Source organism: Microbacterium tenebrionis (genome assembly GCF_903645325.1).
GTDB lineage: Bacteria > Actinomycetota > Actinomycetes > Actinomycetales > Microbacteriaceae > Microbacterium > Microbacterium tenebrionis.
In genome coordinates this window covers 302,629-318,427 of the sequence record NZ_CAHJXQ010000002.1, presented here as the reverse complement: position 1 = coordinate 318,427, position 15,799 = coordinate 302,629, and the positions used below count along the sequence as shown (strand labels likewise).

Genomic DNA, 15,799 nt, shown 5'->3' with positions numbered 1-15,799 from the left:
CCTCCCGCTGATCAGGCCTTCAGGTAGCCCAGGTCGAGAATGCGGGAGACGACGCGCTCCGCGGCGCGACCGTCGTCGAGCCCGTTGAACTGACGCCGCCACGCCGCGTAGCGATCGGCGAAGCGTGCGGGAACGCCCTCGTCGAGGACAGCCGCGACGAGCTCATCCTGCGACGTGACGAGCGGCCCTGGCGCGCGCTCGGCGAGATCGAAGTAGAAGCCCCTGAGCTGACCGCGGTAGTGCTCGAGGTCCGGCACGAGGAAGAACATCGGCTTGCCCGTGACGCTGTAGTCGAACATCACCGACGAATAATCGGTGATGAGCGCGTCGGCGACGAGCAGGAGAAGGGCCGTGTCGGAGAATCCCGTGACGTCGATCACCCGGGCGCCGGCCTTGTCCCGGCCCGGACGCAGTGTCCTCGAATGTCCGCGCACGAGAACGACCGCGTCGGTCTGCTCCGCGAGGAGCTCGGGATCGACGAAATCGACGATCTCGGAGCGGTCATCCCGCCAGGTCGGCGCATACAGGAGCACGCGCTCCTGCGGACCGATGCCGAGCTCGGCGCGTGCCGCCGCCGGGTCCCCGGTCACGAGCACGTCATTGCGCGGATACCCGTCGGTCCACACCGGCTTGCCGAAGAATGCATATGCCTTCCGGAGAATGCGTTCGGCGTACAGGTTCTGCGCGAGCAGCACATCCCAGCGGCGCGACTCCTTGACGACCGCGGCCATGCGCCGCGGGTCGAAGCCCGGTCGGTGCAGCGCCAGACGCTTGAGCGGCGTGCCGTGCCAGGTCTGCAGCACCTTCTGCCCGGTCTTGCGGACGAACCTGCGGCGCAGCCAGTCGTTGACCACGAGCAGCCGCGCCGCTCCGCGAGCGCGCCACCACTCCGGGCTGCCCTCGACCACGGCGATCGAGCCGTCCGGCACGGGGACGGAAAGGTCGACGACGCTCCAGTAGCGGGTCGTACCCGGGGAGCGTCGGGCGATCTCGGCGTCAATGGCTCGGGGGTTGCAACCGGCGCTCTGCCCGTAGAAGCTCTCGAAGAACACGGCGTCCTCATCGCCGCCCTGCTGCGCGGCATAGCCCGCTTCGAGGGCAGCCCTGCCCTCAGGCGTCTCATGGACCGGGTCGATCGGTGGTGCGAGATCGACCTGCGATCCGCGGATCGTGATGCGCATACCGGGCAGCAGCCGCGTCTGCTCCTCGATGCCGGACAGATCGGCGCCGTCGCTCTCGAGGCGGTATTCACCCGACGGCAGCGGCAGCGACGGGCCGCCCCAGCGCGAGGCCCTCAGGTCGAACGCGGCCTTCCAGGTCTTGCCGCCGCCGGTGATCGTGGCATCGACGCGGGCGCGGGAGCCGGCGAGCGCCGCGGACGCCGGCCTGGCCCCGGTGCCGGTGATGATGAGGCGCTCGGCTTCCTCATCGATACGGGCGGTCGTCATCGTGCTCCTCTCGAGGCTGTGCGGGCACGGATGGCGTCGTAGACGCGCCGTGTGCTCCCGCCGTCGCGGAACGCGTGCATCTGCGCGCTCAGGGTCCGTGATCGATCGGCGTGCGCCGCGAAGACGCCCTCGTCGGTCAGCAGCTGCTCGATCCGAGCGGTGAGGACGTGCCAGTCCTTCGCCGCACCGTCTCCTGCCACCTCCTCGTAGCTGCCGTAGAACCCGCGTGTGCGCGCGTAATCCTCGGCGTCGGGGGCCAGGAAGAGCACCGGCATCCCGATGAGCCCCACGTCGTAGGCCATCGACGAGTAGTCGGTGATCAGCGCGTCGATCCCCGGCAGCGCGGGGGTGACATCGGCGAGCACGTCCGATCCGAGCATCCGCACGCGCCTGGTCGGCAGCGGAGGCCGATACTCGCCCGCTCCGAGCGGATGCGATCGCACGAACAGCACGGCGTCCTCGCGTTCGAGCAGCGCGATGAGCCGCACCCAGTCCGCGGCAGACGGCACCGCGGGGTCGTCTGAGCCATCGCGCCAGGTCGGCGCGTACAGCAACGTCCTCGATCCGGACGGCAGCGGACCGGACGCATCCTCGAGCAGCGCCCGCGCCGTGCGGCGGCTCTCCTCCGGCGCACCGGCCGAGAGCACGTCGACGCGCGGCTCGCCCGTGACGACGACGCGGCCCCCGCCGAGCGCGAAGGCGGACTCCAGCCGCCCGCGCGATCGATCGGATGCTGCGGGCATGAGGCGGATGCGCTGGGCAGCGCTCCGATAGAGGAGAGCGATGACTCTCCTCAGCACCGCGGCCCCCGGGACGTCGGGCACGGTCACGGTCGCCGGTGAGTCCAGGCCGATGCGCTTGAGCGGGATGCCGTGCCAGAGTTGCACGAGGAAGGCACCGGATGTCGCGTAGCGGTTGACGTCGCCCTGACCGTGGGTCACGACCACCACTCCCGCTCTGGCCGTCGCCCACCAGCCGCGCGGCGACGTTTTCGGGATGGTCGGGATCCCCAGAGCTGCGGCGTCGGCGCGTTCGCGCTCCGAGGAGGTGAGCCACACAGCCGTGCGGCCTTCGGATGTCGCCAGCCGCCACAGCGCCAGCGCACCGTCGCCGATGCCGGTCCCGCATCCGAACACCCATCGGGTTCCACGCGGGACGAGCATCGTTCCCATGCGCCCTACGGCATACAGCGGGATGCGCAGGAGCCCTGCCGCATTGCCCGAGCCGAAGGAGAAGGACGCCACCCCGCGAGCCTATCGCGGGGTGGCGTCCTTCGCTGTGAGCCGAGGGGGCTCAGAGATCGAGCTCCCCGAGGGTTACCGTGGCCTCGTACTCCTTGCCTCCGCGGATGTACGTGATCGTCGCCTCGCTGCCCGCAGCCGCGGCCCTGACCTGAGCGGTGAGGTCTGTCGCGCCGGTGATCGGGAGACCGTTGAACCCGGTGACGATGTCGCCCGCCTTCAGCCCGGCCTGCGCCGCGGGACCGCCGGACGTGGGCTCGACGATCACAGCGCCGGCGACGTCGGCATCCTGCGCGGAGGACGCGTCCCGCACGGTCGCGCCGAGCAGACCGTGGGTCGCCGATCCGTTCTCGATGATCTCGTCGGACACGCGCTTGGCGATGTTCGACGGGATCGAGAATCCGACGCCGATCGAGCCGGACTCCTCGGAGCTGCCGGCGGTCGCGATCGCGACGTTGATGCCGATGAGCTTTCCCTCGCTGTCCACCAGTGCGCCGCCGGAGTTGCCGGGGTTGATCGCGGCATCCGTCTGGATCACCGAGATCGAGATGGACGAGTTCGGGCTCTGCTGCTGCGTGCCGGGAAGGTCGAACTGGAACGGGCTGCCGCCCTGATCGCCCTGGTCCTCCTGCGAGTCCTGGGCCGAATCGGGCACGGCGGACGAGGCGATCTGGATGCTGCGGTTCAGCGCGCTCACGATTCCCGTGGTCACCGAGTTCGACAGCCCCAGCGGTGCGCCGATCGCGACGGCGGTGTCGCCGACGTTGAGGTCGGACGAGTCCGCGAACTCGATCGGGGTGAGGCCCGATGCGCCCTTCAGTTTGATCACCGCGAGGTCGTAGATCGGGTCGGTGCCGACGACCTCGGCGTCGTAGATGCGCCCGTCGGATGCCGTGACGCGAATCGTCGCGTTCGCCTCGGCGCCGCCGAGGGTCACGACGTGCGTGTTGGTCAGCACGTAGCCGTCGTCGCTGAGCACGACGCCCGAGCCGCTGCCGGACCCGCTCGAGCCGGTGGCCTCGATCGTGACGACCGAGGGCAGGACCTCGGTCGCGATCGCGGTGGTCTCGTTGACGGAGCCGGGGTTGTTGACCGTGATGGTGGACGGGCCGCTCGCGGTCGAGCCGGTCGGCTGCGCCCAGAGCGTGCTGCCCAGGTAGCCGCCGCCGAGCCCCGCTGCGCCTCCGACGAGGGATGCCGCGACGATGAGCGCTGCGACCTTGCCTGCTCCGACGGGCTTCTTCTCCTTGGTCTTGGTGTGGGTGGGGGTCACCGGTGCCGTCGTCTCCGCTGCCGCGTGGTCGGCGCCGGGAGCGCTCTGCGCAGGGACGCCGAACGCGGCCCCGTGCCCGGGGTTCGCGACGGGTGCCGTGAAGTGCGCGATCGGTGCGGTCGGCCCGTCGTTCGGGACCGGACCCGCCGGCGCCGCGTGCGACGTGAACGCAGCCGGCAGCTCGTGGCCGGATCCGCCGCCACCCGGGGTCTGCGGAGTCTGGTCGGGGGACGAGGTCTCTTCTGGGGTGTTGTCGTCGTTCATGTCTGCTCCTTCATCGACCATCTCAGGTTGCCGCCCGATGCTGTGCGTTCGATATGGGCAGGGTGAGTGCTCTCTATGGCCTTAGCCTGGTGTGCATGAGTACTATTCCCGGCGCCTGGCGGCGCACGGCAGCGGGAGCAGGTCTTCTCTCCTCCGACGGTGACGTCGTGCCCACCATCTTCGCAGAGATGTCTGCGGCTGCGGTCCGCACCGGTGCCATCAATCTCGGCCAGGGCTTCCCCGACGAGGACGGCCCCGCCGAGGTGCTCGACGCGGCACGATCCGCCATCGCGGACGGTGTGAATCAGTATCCGCCCGGGCGCGGCAACCCGGAGCTGCTCGCGGCGATCGCCGAGCATCAGCGCCGGTTCTACGGCCTCGAGGTGGATCCCGCCGCAGAGGTCATCGTCACGGCGGGCGCCACCGAGGCGCTCACGGCGACGCTGCTCGCGCTGATCGACTCCCCCGACGACGAGGTCGTCGTCTTCGAGCCCTACTACGACTCGTACGCCGCCGCGGTCGCGCTGGCGGGCGCTCGACTGCGCACGGTGCCGCTGCGGCTGCCGGATTTCCAGCCCGACCTCGACGCTCTCGCGGCATCCGTCACCGACCGCACGCGGATCATCCTCGTCAACGACCCGCACAATCCGACCGGCACCGTGTTCTCTCCGGGGGTGGGAGCGGAGATCGTGCGGCTCGCCGAGCGGCACGAAGCGATCATCGTCACGGACGAGGTGTACGAGCACCTGACGTTCTCCGCCCCGCACGTGCCGCTCGCCACGCGTTCCGGTGCCGCCGAACGGACGCTGACGATCTCATCCGCGGGCAAGACGTTCTCCACGACGGGCTGGAAGATCGGCTGGGTGCACGGTCCGGCCGACCTCATCACGGCCGTCCTGACGGTCAAGCAGTACCTCACCTACGTGAACGGTTCGCCGTTCCAGCCGGCCATCGCGGTGGGGCTCGGGCTGCCCGACGCCTTCTTCGCGGATGCCGCGGCGACGCTCCGTCGCAAGCACGAGATCCTCGGCAAGGGGCTGCGCACCGCCGGATTCGAGGTGATCCCGCCGCAGGGCGGTTACTTCACGGTCGCCGACGCCGGGGCGCTGGGCGGGTCGGATGCCGCGGCCTTCTGCCGTGCGCTGCCCGAGCGAGCCGGGGTCGTCGCGATCCCGCTGAGCGCGTTCGTCAGCGCCGAGCACCAGGATCGGTTCGCGGGCCTCGTGCGCTTCGCCGCGTGCAAGCGGGTCGAGGTGCTCGAAGAGGCCGCGACCAGGCTGGCGTCAGCGACGTTCTGAGGCGGCGAAGCCCGCACTCCCATGAACCAGAGCGGAACGTGCTCAGGCCCGCAGCCGTCAGCGCGGGGTGACGGCGTAGCGGCGCAGCCGCAGCACGGGGTTCGTCTCGCGGACGCGGGCGACGGCATCCTCGTCGATCTCGGCGACGGCGATGCCCTCCCCCGTCCCCACACCGGCGATGACCACGCCCTGAGGGTCGATGATCTGCGAGTTCCCGACACCGATCGGCCCCGGGTGATCCGCTGCGACGACGTAGACCGTGTTCTCGATCGCGCGGGCCGCGAGCAACGTGGTCCAGTGGTGCTCTTTGAGCGGCCCGCGGACCCACTCGGCCGGCACGACGATGACGTCGGCCCCCGCGTCCACGAGCGTGCGGGCGACCTCGGGGAAGCGCAGGTCGTAGCAGGTCATCATCGCGAAGCGCAGCCCGTCGACCACGAAGGTCTGCGGCTCATCGAGCGCACCGGGTTCGATCCAGTCCGATTCCGTCTGTCCGAACGCGTCGTACAGGTGCTGCTTGCGGTACACGGCGCGCACACCCGCAGCATCCACGGCGACGAGCGTGTTGCGCACGCGCTCCCCCGCGGCTTCCACGAGCCCGGCGACGATCGTCACGCCGTGAACGGATGCCGCCTGCTGCAACGCCAGGACGAAGTCGCCGTCCAGCGTCTCGGCGTTGGCCGCGAGCGTGGCATCCATCGGGTCGACGAAATAGCTGGAGTACTCCGGGAACACGACCAGACGTGCGCCGCGACCCGCGGCGGCAGCGGCCAGTTCTGCGATGCGGGCGCGATTGTCCGCAGGCGAGGCGGTCGGGCTGAACTGGCAGACGGCGACGGTCGAGGACATGCCCCCATCCTCGCGCAGTTCACCCGTTGTCAACCACCCGCCGATTCCCGTGTTAGGCTAGTAGACGTGCCGCGGGGTGGAGCAGTTCGGTAGCTCGCCGGGCTCATAACCCGGAGGTCGCAGGTTCAAATCCTGTCCCCGCAACGAGAATGCGACACAAGAAAGGCCCCTGATCAGGAGAAATCCCGATCAGGGGCCTTTCGTTTGCCCGGGCCTTTCGCTTGCGCGGGCCTTTCGTTTGCCCGTCGGCAGGTCGCAGAAATGGCGGGTCGCGCACGCAGACCCGCCATTTCTCAACATGCGGCCGGAGCCGCCGGATCACTCCCGTTGCTTCCTCCAGGGCGAGCAGCTCGGTGACGGCATCCGTCAGACGCTTGTCGGCCTCGGCGAACGCGGTGAGGTCGCCGTCCTTCAGCGCGGCCTCGCGGTCGGCCAGCGCCTGCTGGGCGGCGCTCAGAGCGTCCTGATACGCGCCGGAGCCGGTACCCGTTCCCGGCTCCTCGGTGCCCGGGTCCGTGCCGCCCTCGTCCGGAGGAGTCGTCTCGCCCGGAGTCGGCTCCACCTCCTCGTCGCCGCCGGTGGCGCCGGAGTCGCCGCCGAAGATCGTGTCGAGGGCCTCGGTCAGCGTGTCCTCGAAGGCGACGTTGTCGCCGAAGGTCACGAGCACCTTCTGCAGCAACGGCAGCTGCGTGCCGCCGGCGTCAGAGGACTGGACGTACACCGGCTGGACGTACAGCAGACCACCGCCGACCGGGAGGGTCAGCAGATTGCCGTACTTCACCTCGGACTCCCCCTGCTGCAGCAGGTTGAGCTCGCGCACGACGTTCGGGTCGGAGTTGAACGTGTTCTGCACCTGACCCGGGCCGGGCACGGTCGTGTCCGCATCGATCTCGAGCAGTCGCATCTTCCCGTAGCCCTCGGACTTCTCGCCCGCTGTGGCGCCGGCATCCGAATCGACCGCGAGGTAGCCCATCAGCACGTTGCGGCTCGTCGTCCCCTGCGCGGACGCCGGGATGAACGTCGAGAACATCGAGAACCGCGGCGAATCCTGGCCCGGCATCTGCATCGACAGGTAGTACGGCGGCTGCAGTGACGTCGGGTCGCGCGGGTCGTCCGGTGTCTGCCACCGGTTGTCCTGCTGAGCGAACGAACCCGCCGTGTCGACGTGGTAGACGCCGAGGATCTCGCGCTGCACCTTGAAGAGGTCCGTCGGGTAGCGAACGTGGCTCATGAGGTCGGCCGACATCTCGCTGATCGGCTCGATCGTCGTCGGGTAGACGTTCTCCCACGCCTTGAGGATCGGGTCCTCCTCGTCCCAGGCGTACAGCGTCACCGACCCGTCGTAGGCGTTCACGGTCGCCTTGACGGAGTTGCGGATGTAATTGATGTTGTCCAGAGCGAAGCTCGGCGTCGGCGTGTTCGAGTCGGCGATCGCGTCCGGCAGGTTCACGCCGGTCGAGTACGGGTACGTCGCGCTGGTCGTGTAGCCGTCGACGATCCAGACGATCTCGCCGTCGACCACGCTCGGGTACGGGTCGCTGTCGAGTGTGAGGTACGGGGCGGCCTTCTGCACGCGATCGACCGGGTCGCGGTCGTACAGGATCTGCGAGTCGTCGTTCACGAGGTCGGAGAACAGGATCTCGGCCTCCTGGAACTTCAACGCGTACAGCAGCTTGTTGAACGTGTTGCCGATCGACGGTCCGCCATCGCCGTCGAACGTCGTCTTGGTCTCGTTCGCGCCGTCCTGACCGCGCGGGTAGTCGATCTCGACCGGGTCGGTGCCCTCGGGCGCTCCGACGATCGAGTACAGCGGCGAGGTCTCGCCGAAGTAGACGCGGGGCTCGAAATTCTCCGAGTCGGTCAGGAAACCGGACGACGGGATGCCGCGCTCGAGGAACACCGGCTCCCCCTCGCTCGTGCGCTGGTTGCCCGCCGCGACGACGAGGCCGTAGCCGTGCGTGTAGACGGCCGTGCGGTTGTTCCAGTTGTTGCTGTCGCCCAGACGCGACACGTCGAGCTCGCGGACGGCGACCACCGTGTCCTGCGTCTTGCCGTCGATCTCGTAGCGGTCGACGTCGAGGGTGTTCTGGAACTGGTAGTAGCCGCGGAACTGCTCGAGCTGCTGCACGGTCGGGCTGATGATGCTCGGGTCGAGGATGCGGATGGATGCCGTGGTCTCGGCGTCCTCGCGCAGCTGACCGGCGGCGGCGTCGGTGACGGCCTTGAACGGCGTGACCTCGAGGTCGTTGACGCCGTAGGCCTCTTTCGTGCCGTCGATGTTGCGCTGGTAGTACTCGGCCTGGAGGCTGTTCTGGTTCGGGCGCACCTGGAAGGTCGTCACGACCCAGGGGTAGCCGATGCCGACGACCAGCGCGGCGACGATCAGCAGCGCGGTCGCCGCCAGCGGGAAGCGCCAGCGGCCGATGATCGCCGTGACGAAGAACAGGATGGCCACGAGCGCCGCGAGGATCGCGAGGATCGCCAGGCCCGGGATCGTGGCGTTCGCCCCGGTGTAGGCGGCACCGGTGATGCGATCCTCTTCAGTGACCAGGGTCTTGAAGCGGTCGAGCCAGAGGCTGGCGGCCTGCACGAGCAGGTAGAGCCCGGCGAGGACGGCGAGCTGGATGCGCGCGGGCTTCGAGATGCGCAGCTCGCCCTGCCCGATGCGCACGGAACCGTACAGGTACGACACCAGGGCCGTCACGATCAGGCAGAGAAGGATCACCGCCGACACGAACGCGAGCAGGATCGAGTAGAACGGCATCGCGAACAGGTAGAACCCGGTGTCGACGCCGAACTCCGGGTCGACGGCACCGGTCGCACCGCCGTTGAACCACAACCAGACGGTCTCCCAGTTGCCTGCCGCCGCGAAGCCGGCGAAGATGCCGAAGAAGATCGGCATGCCCCACATGGCCAGGCGCCGCAAAGGCTCGATGACCTCCTGATAGCGGTCGAGCTGGGAGCTCAGGCGCACATACACCGGGCGCAGCCGGTACGCGAGCTGGATGACGACGAACAGCGGCACGGCCATGCCGAGGAACCCGACGACGAACATCACCGCCGCACCGATCCACTGCGTGGTGAGCACACGCGAGAAGCCGAGCTGATCGAACCACAGGAAGTCCGTGTACAGCGAGGCGAAGACGAAGAAGGCCGCGACCAGCGCGGCGATGATCACCAGCGAGATCGTGGCGATACGTCGGGATGTTCGGGGCGTGGCCGGATTCGGCGCTGAGGTCGTGGTCACCTGACCATCCTATGTGCGCAGACTATGAGCGGGCCGGGTGGACGGTGTCGCTCAGGTCACGAAACGCTGCACGTCGGCAGTGCGCCGACGTCGCCGCCGTCCGCGATCACCTCGATCGCATCGAGCGATTCCTCCAGCGTCGCGGTGCTGATCACGGCCAGGCCGTCCGGCACGTGACCTGCGACCTCGTCGCAGTTGGATGCCGGGGCGAGGAAGTAGTCGGCGCCGGCATCCCGTGCGCCGTACAGCTTCTGACGGATGCCGCCGATCGGGCCGACGGCGCCGGTCGCGTCGATCGTTCCGGTGCCGGCGATGTCGTTGCCGCCGGTCAGTTCTCCCGGTGTCAGCTCATCGACGATGCCGAGCGCGAACATCATGCCGGCGCTCGGTCCGCCGACGTTGTCGAGCTGGATGTGCACCTCGAACGGGAAGTCGTAGTCCGTGGTCAGGGTGATGCCGATCAGCCAGGTGTCCACCCCGCCTACCTGCTCCTTCTCCGGCGTGAGCTCGACCTCGTGCTCTTCGCCGTCGCGCTGCACGGTCAGCACGACGGCATCCCCCTCGGCATCCTGGATCGCCGCCCGGAGCCCTGCGGCACTGGTGACGTCCGCGCCGTCGATCTGCTCCACGACGTCGCCCTCCTCCAGAAGTCCGTCCGCCGGCGAGTCCTCGACGGTCGAGACGACCTCGACTCTCGCTCCGGTGTCGTACCCGAGCTCGTGCAGAGCTGCCGCCGTCGCCTCGTGCTGGGAGTCGACCATGAGATCGGCGTTGCGCTCGTCGCGCTCCTCGGTCGTGATGCCCTCAGGGAAGACCGAGTCGAGCGGCACGACCGCGCGCGAGGAGTCCATCCATGCCAGCGCAAGTTCGAACCACGACGGGGTGCGCTCGCGGTTGCCGACGACCTGCACCGTCGTGAGGTTGAGACTGCCGCTGGTCTCGAAGGTCTCGGCGCCGTCGATCGCGATCAGCGGCACCTCCTCGCCATCCGTGCTCGCCGCGCTGCCGAGGGTGTCGTAGACCGGCCCGGGCCGCTGGATCACGTAGGGCGTTGGCAGAAAGGTCAGCACGACCAGTGCGATGAGCGCGACGATGAGCGCCCACACGCCGAGCCCGATGCGGGCAGGCTGAGTTCGAGCCACGTGAATCCTCCGTCGTTCGCGACCGGCGTACAGCGATCTGCTCGCGTCGGGGGTGCGTGCAGAAACCTGCAACTAGCGTAGATGGCACGGCTAGCGACGTGCTGAGAGGCGACCGACATGGCAGATGACGAACCCACCCCCGAGGACTTCCAGGAGTTCCTGCGCAAGATGATGTCGGGGCAGGGCGGCGGGGACTTCGACCTCAGCGCGCTCCAGAACGCCCTCGGCGGCGAAGGCGGCCTCCAACTGGATCCGGCCATGATGGCAGCCCTGTCGCAGCAGCTGCAGAGCGTGTTCGGCGGCGATCCGTGGGAGAACGCGCTGCGTCAGGCCCTGCACATCGCGAACCGCGAGGGCCAGGGCATCACCGACGGCTCCCGGCATTCACTGGTGGATGCCTTCGGCCTGGCGAACCTGTGGCTGGGCGAGGCCACGACGATCTCGGAGCTGTCCGAGGCACCGCAGCCGATGACGCGCGGCGAGTGGGTCGAGAAGACGCTCCCGGTGTGGAAGGAGATCGCAGGCCCCGTCTCCACGAGCATCGCCGACGCCCTCACGAGCGCCCTGGACACCCAGGTGCCCGAGGACATGCGCGGGGCGATCCAGGGCGCGGGAAAGCTCATGCGGGGCCTCGGCTCCTCGGTGTTCGCCGCCCAGTTCGGCCAGGTGCTGGGCAACCTCTCCCTCGAAGTGGTGTCGGGCGGCGACGTCGGCATCCCCGTGCTCCCGGCTGGCACTGCGGCGGTCATCCCGCAGAACATCACCGCATTCGGCGCGGGCCTCGAGATCCCCGAGGACCAGATCGCGCTCTACCTCGCCACGCGCGAGCTCGCCTATGCCCGCCTCTACCGGCACGCCAAGTGGCTTCACCTGCAAGTCATGTCGCAGATCACCGACTTCGCCCGCGGCGTCACGGTCGACGTCGAGGCGCTCGAGGACGTCGCGAGCCGACTCGATCCGTCGAACCCCGAGGAGCTGCGCGCGGCGATCCAGGGCGGCGCGCTGCTGCCTGCGCAGACCGAGGCGCAGCGCGAAGCGCTCGGCCGCCTGGAGAACATCGTGGCGATGATCGACGGCTGGGTCGACGTGGTCACGGCCGAGGCCACCTCGCGCCTCCCCGACGGCGCACGCCTCGCCGAGGCTGCGCGCCGCCGCCGAGCAGTCGGCGGCCCCGCCGAAGACGCACTGGGCGCACTGGTCGGACTGAAACTGCGGCCACGCCGCCTGCGCGAGGCCGCGGCGATGTGGCGTCGGGTGACGGATGCCGTGGGCATCGCGGCCCGTGACTCGCTGTGGGACTACCCCGACCTCCTTCCCACCGCAGCCGACATCGACGACCCGACGGCGCTCATCGAACGCCTGCAGGCGCACGCCCGCGGCGAGGAACCCGTGGCCGACGAGTTCGATGAGGCGCTGGCACGGCTCCTCGACGGGGAGGACTTCTCGCAGGACCGCGGCGACGCGTCGGCCGACGCTGCGGAGGGCGACGGGGAATCCGGCACGGGCGACGACTCCGGAGAGGGCGAGAGACCCGTCTGACCCGGATGCACGCTCCGCTGTGCACCGATCAGCCTCCTCACGGAGTTCTCCACGGATCGTGGCTGGGCGCTCCGCGGTGAGCGCAGGGTGAGCAGAATCGGGTCATGCCACCGATGACTCCGACGACGCTGACCCGGATCGCTCCGGAGTATCCGATGCTCTGGCGCGACGCCGACACGGTGCAGTTCGGCCTGGAGGGCGGCCTGCGCATCGATGCGGGCGAGCCGTGGATCGAGCCGCTCATCCAGGCGCTCCGCAGCGGCATCCGCCGCAGTGCCTTCGACGTCGTCGCGCACGGCGTCGGCGCACCGAGGGAAGCCGCCCGCAGGCTCCTCGAGATGCTCGAGCCGATCCTCATCACCGACCTTCCGGCACCGCCGCCGGTGTGGATCGAGAGCGTCGACGTCGACGACTCGCGCGTCGAGGCGCGGATGGAGATCGCCCTGCACGATGAGGGCTTCTCCACGGCGCCGCGCGGCGCGGCCCCGGCTGTCGGGATCGTGCTCGTGCAGGGCGCGGCATCCGCTCACCGGCTCGCCGGCTACCTGCACGACGATCTCGTGCATCTGCCTGTGGCGTTCGAACCCGGGGCCGTGGTCATCGGCCCCCTGATCGTCCCCGGCCGCTCGCCGTGCCTGGCGTGCCGCGACGCGCACGAGCGCGATCGCGATCCGGCGTGGCCCGCCATGCACGCGCAGCTCATCGGCGCGCACTGCGGACGGATCACGACGGCGCGCACCGCCGAGGCTGCGGGATTCATTGCCCGGCTGCTCCGCGAGACCGACGCGGGACCGCGATCGGTGCGGGTCAGCCCCGACGGCCGGCGGACCTGGCGCGAGGCGAGGTTTCACGCAGAGTGCCGGTGCCGCGAGCAGTCGTTCCGATCTCCTCCAGGAACCGCGACGGCCGGCGCTCCCCCCGCCCTGCCGATCGCGACCACGTCAGCTCGAGCGTCCGCGCGGCGCGCGTGATGCCGACGTAGGCGAGGCGCCGTTCCTCGTCGATGGCGTCGAAGCCTGTGGCGTACGAGATGGGCAGTGCGCCCTCGGCGCAGCCGGCGAGCACGACGTGCGACCACTCCAGGCCCTTGGCCGCGTGCAGAGTGGACAGCGTCACCATCTGCATCGTCGGCTCGTGCTGGTCCTTCGCCCTGACCATCAGCGCGTCGCTGAAGGAGCGCAGCGTCGTGTCGTCCGGCGCCTCCTCCGCGAGCCGCAGTATCGCCCTGCGCGCTTCCCAGCCGTCGCGCTGCGCGCCGCCGGCGGCGGGCGCCTCGTCGGTCAACCCGATCTCGCGCAGCACTCGACGCACATTCGGCAGGAAGCCTCGCTCCGTCGGTGCGACGGCCGCGCCGCGCAGGGCGAGGATCGACTGGCGCACCTCCGGCATGTCGAAGAAACGTCTGCCGCCCAGCACGGTCGATGCGATCCCCGCCTCGGCGAGCGCCTGCTGGATCGCTGCGGACTGCGCGTGAGCGCGGTACAGCACGGCGATCTCGGACGGGGCGACACCCGATGCGATGCGCGCCGAGACGGATGCCGCGATCCCGGCCGCCTCCTCGGTCTCGGTGTCGTACGCCGTGAGGGTGGGCGGCTCGGCTTTCGGGGCCTCCCGCGCGGGGCTGAGTTCGAGTGCTCCCGGTCTGCCGTTCATGAGCGCGTTGGCTGCGGCGAGGATCGGCGGCTGGGAGCGGTAGTTCGTCTCCAGGCGCACGACGGTGGCGTCCGGGAACCTCCTGCCGAACTCGAGCAGGTAGCGCTGGTCGGCTCCGGCGAACGAGTAGATCGTCTGGCTGGCGTCGCCGACGACGCAGAGGTCCCTCCGGTCCCCGAGCCAGAGTTCGAGGAGCCGGTTCTGCAGCGGCGAGACGTCCTGGTACTCGTCGACGGTGAAGTGCCGGTACTGTTCGTGGACGGATGCCGCGACGCGGGGCTCGGCCTCCAGCATCCCGGCGCATGCGAGCAGCACGTCTTCGAAGTCGAGCTGGCGGCGGTCGTCCTTGAGGGTCTCGTACGCCCGCTGCAGGTCGGCGAGCTGCTCCGTGCTCACCCGACCGACCGATCTGCCGAGCGCGGCGTGCTGGTCGATCGACCTCATCGACACCTTGCGCCATTCGATCTCGCTCGCGACGTCGCGGAGCGTCGGGGTGTCCAGACGCAGACGGAGCTGCTCGGCGGCCTGCCCGAGCAGACGCACCTTGTTGTCGATGATCGACGGAGCCGGCGAGCCCGCGAGCGTCGGCCAGAAGAAGTTCAGCTGCGCGAGCGCTGCAGCGTGGAACGTGCGGGCCGCCACGCCCTCGATGCCGAGCGTGCGCAGACGCCCGCGGAGCTCGCCCGCGGCTTTCGCCGTGAAGGTCACGGCCATGACCCGGCTCGGCGAGTACGCGCCCGTGTCGACCCCGTGCGCGATGCGGTGCGTGATGACCCGGGTCTTCCCCGTTCCGGCTCCGGCGAGCACCGCGACCGGCCCGCGCAGCACGGATGCCGCCTCGCGCTGTCGTTCGTCGAGGGCGTCCAGTGCGCTCACTGCGCCCCGTCGGCGTCTTCGGCGGCCGGACGCCCGTCGCACCAGTCGATGATGAGGGCGCGGGCGATGGATGCCGGACCGGGGAGCCCCACCGGCCCCTCCCCCTTCAGAGCCGAGCGGATCTCGTCGCGTGTGAACCAGCGGACGTCGATGATCTCCTCGCCGTCCGGGCGGGCGCGGCGCTCCTCGGATGCTGTGGCGCGGAACCCGATCATGAGCGAACGCGGGTACGGCCACGGCTGCGAGGACACGTAGCGGACCTCGTCGAGGAGGACGCCGGCCTCCTCTTCGATCTCGCGGTGCACGGTCACCTCGAGGGACTCACCGGCCTCGACGAAGCCGGCGAAGCAGGAGTACATCCGTCCGCGCCAGTTCGCGTTGGCGCCGAGAAGGAGCCGCTCGCCGTCCGCGCTCTCGACGGCGACGATGACCGCGGGGTCCGTCCGCGGGAAGATGTCGTGCCCGCACCGCTCGCAGCGCCGCGACCAGCCACCCTGGCGCAGGAGGGTCTCCGATCCGCAGGTCGGGCAGAATCGGGCATCCCGCAGCCAGGATGCGAGGGCGACGGCCGTGACGAGCATCTCGGTGTCCGCCGCGGCGAGCATGCCCCCGGTGTCGCGGACGCCGAGCCAGGTCTCCTCGGGCGCGGCGTCGATGCTCTCGGGTTCACGGCCGACGGCGGCGAGCAGCAGCAGCGTGCCGTCCTCGCGCCTGCCGAGCAGCGCCCATTCCGCATCGCCCGCGACCTCGGACGGGGCGACCGCGACCAGCGTGCCGTCCTCGATCCGTGCACGCCCGTCTCGGACGACGATCGCTCGAGCGTCGGGCGACGACCGCAGCGCGTCGAGGATGCCCTGCTCATCGCGGAGGTGTGCTGCCCGATCGAACTGTGCGCGCTGGACGGTCATCGACTCCCTCTCTCACAGGCGTGGCGTAGGCGGAACCGCGCGCGATGCGACCTAATCTGGG

The 15,799-nt window shown here is 69.8% G+C and carries 9 protein-coding genes, 1 tRNA gene and 1 pseudogene; 3 read left to right on the top strand and 8 right to left on the bottom strand.

What is annotated here, in order from left to right; genetic code table 11:
* Positions 1-11: 11 nt before the first annotated feature.
* Genes HWX58_RS04905 through HWX58_RS04895 form a run of 3 tightly spaced genes read right to left on the bottom strand, consistent with a single transcriptional unit; the run spans position 12 to position 4,226 of the window.
* On the bottom strand, positions 12-1,448 hold the full coding sequence (locus HWX58_RS04905) for a CDP-glycerol glycerophosphotransferase family protein (protein WP_175985900.1): 1,437 nt from the start codon (positions 1,446-1,448) through the stop codon (positions 12-14).
* The gene (locus HWX58_RS04900) at positions 1,445-2,692 is read right to left on the bottom strand and encodes a CDP-glycerol glycerophosphotransferase family protein (RefSeq protein WP_175985899.1); all 1,248 of its coding nucleotides are present in this window, start codon (positions 2,690-2,692) and stop codon (positions 1,445-1,447) included. Before HWX58_RS04900 ends, HWX58_RS04905 begins: the two co-directional genes overlap by 4 nt.
* A 49-nt stretch (positions 2,693-2,741) precedes the next feature.
* Positions 2,742-4,226 (bottom strand): S1C family serine protease, encoded by a 1,485-nt coding sequence (locus HWX58_RS04895; RefSeq protein WP_250646099.1) that lies wholly within the window; start codon positions 4,224-4,226, stop codon positions 2,742-2,744.
* 95 nt (positions 4,227-4,321) lie between these two features.
* Between HWX58_RS04895 and HWX58_RS04890 the strand changes: the two genes are divergently transcribed.
* Complete coding sequence (locus tag HWX58_RS04890; RefSeq protein ID WP_175985897.1) at positions 4,322-5,524, top strand: aminotransferase class I/II-fold pyridoxal phosphate-dependent enzyme; 1,203 nt, start codon at positions 4,322-4,324, stop codon at positions 5,522-5,524.
* 57 nt (positions 5,525-5,581) lie between these two features.
* Here the strand turns inward: HWX58_RS04890 and HWX58_RS04885 are convergent, their stop codons facing one another.
* A complete protein-coding gene (locus HWX58_RS04885) occupies positions 5,582-6,373 on the bottom strand; it encodes a carbon-nitrogen hydrolase family protein (protein ID WP_175985896.1) in 792 nt (263 codons plus the stop codon).
* A gap of 70 nt (positions 6,374-6,443) precedes the next feature.
* On the opposite strand from HWX58_RS04885, the gene HWX58_RS04880 reads away from it, so the two are divergent.
* Positions 6,444-6,517: transfer RNA gene (locus tag HWX58_RS04880), tRNA-Met, on the top strand.
* Between the two features lie 190 nt (positions 6,518-6,707).
* Here the strand turns inward: HWX58_RS04880 and HWX58_RS04875 are convergent.
* Positions 6,708-9,620: pseudogene (locus tag HWX58_RS04875) on the bottom strand (UPF0182 family membrane protein); the annotation flags it as partial.
* Positions 9,621-9,676: 56 nt separating this feature from the next.
* Positions 9,677-10,762, bottom strand: coding sequence for a YlbL family protein (locus HWX58_RS04870; RefSeq protein WP_175985895.1), 1,086 nt, complete (start codon positions 10,760-10,762; stop codon positions 9,677-9,679).
* Positions 10,763-10,879: 117 nt separating this feature from the next.
* On the opposite strand from HWX58_RS04870, the gene HWX58_RS04865 reads away from it, so the two are divergent.
* Entirely contained in the window at positions 10,880-12,301 is a 1,422-nt protein-coding gene (locus tag HWX58_RS04865) for a zinc-dependent metalloprotease (RefSeq protein ID WP_175985894.1), read from the top strand.
* 807 nt (positions 12,302-13,108) lie between these two features.
* On the opposite strand, the gene HWX58_RS04860 is transcribed toward HWX58_RS04865, so the two are convergent.
* Together HWX58_RS04860 and nudC are read right to left on the bottom strand one after the other, a co-directional pair.
* Complete coding sequence (locus HWX58_RS04860) at positions 13,109-14,830, bottom strand: ATP-dependent helicase (protein WP_175985893.1); 1,722 nt, start codon at positions 14,828-14,830, stop codon at positions 13,109-13,111.
* Entirely contained in the window at positions 14,827-15,738 is a 912-nt protein-coding gene (gene nudC, locus HWX58_RS04855) for an NAD(+) diphosphatase (RefSeq protein WP_175985892.1), read from the bottom strand. The genes HWX58_RS04860 and nudC overlap by 4 nt, the downstream gene beginning before the upstream one ends.
* Positions 15,739-15,799 lie beyond the last annotated feature (61 nt).

Bases quoted from the DNA above. Each gene is read 5' to 3' on its own strand.
- HWX58_RS04905 (WP_175985900.1), bottom strand. From the start codon at position 1,448: ATGACGACCGCCCGTATCGATGAGGAAGCCGAGCGCCTCATCATCACC.
- HWX58_RS04895 (WP_250646099.1), bottom strand. From the start codon at position 4,226: ATGAACGACGACAACACCCCAGAAGAGACCTCGTCCCCCGACCAGACT.
- HWX58_RS04890 (WP_175985897.1), top strand. From the start codon at position 4,322: ATGAGTACTATTCCCGGCGCCTGGCGGCGCACGGCAGCGGGAGCAGGT.
- HWX58_RS04885 (WP_175985896.1), bottom strand. From the start codon at position 6,373: ATGTCCTCGACCGTCGCCGTCTGCCAGTTCAGCCCGACCGCCTCGCCT.
- HWX58_RS04865 (WP_175985894.1), top strand. From the start codon at position 10,880: ATGGCAGATGACGAACCCACCCCCGAGGACTTCCAGGAGTTCCTGCGC.
- nudC (WP_175985892.1), bottom strand. From the start codon at position 15,738: ATGACCGTCCAGCGCGCACAGTTCGATCGGGCAGCACACCTCCGCGAT.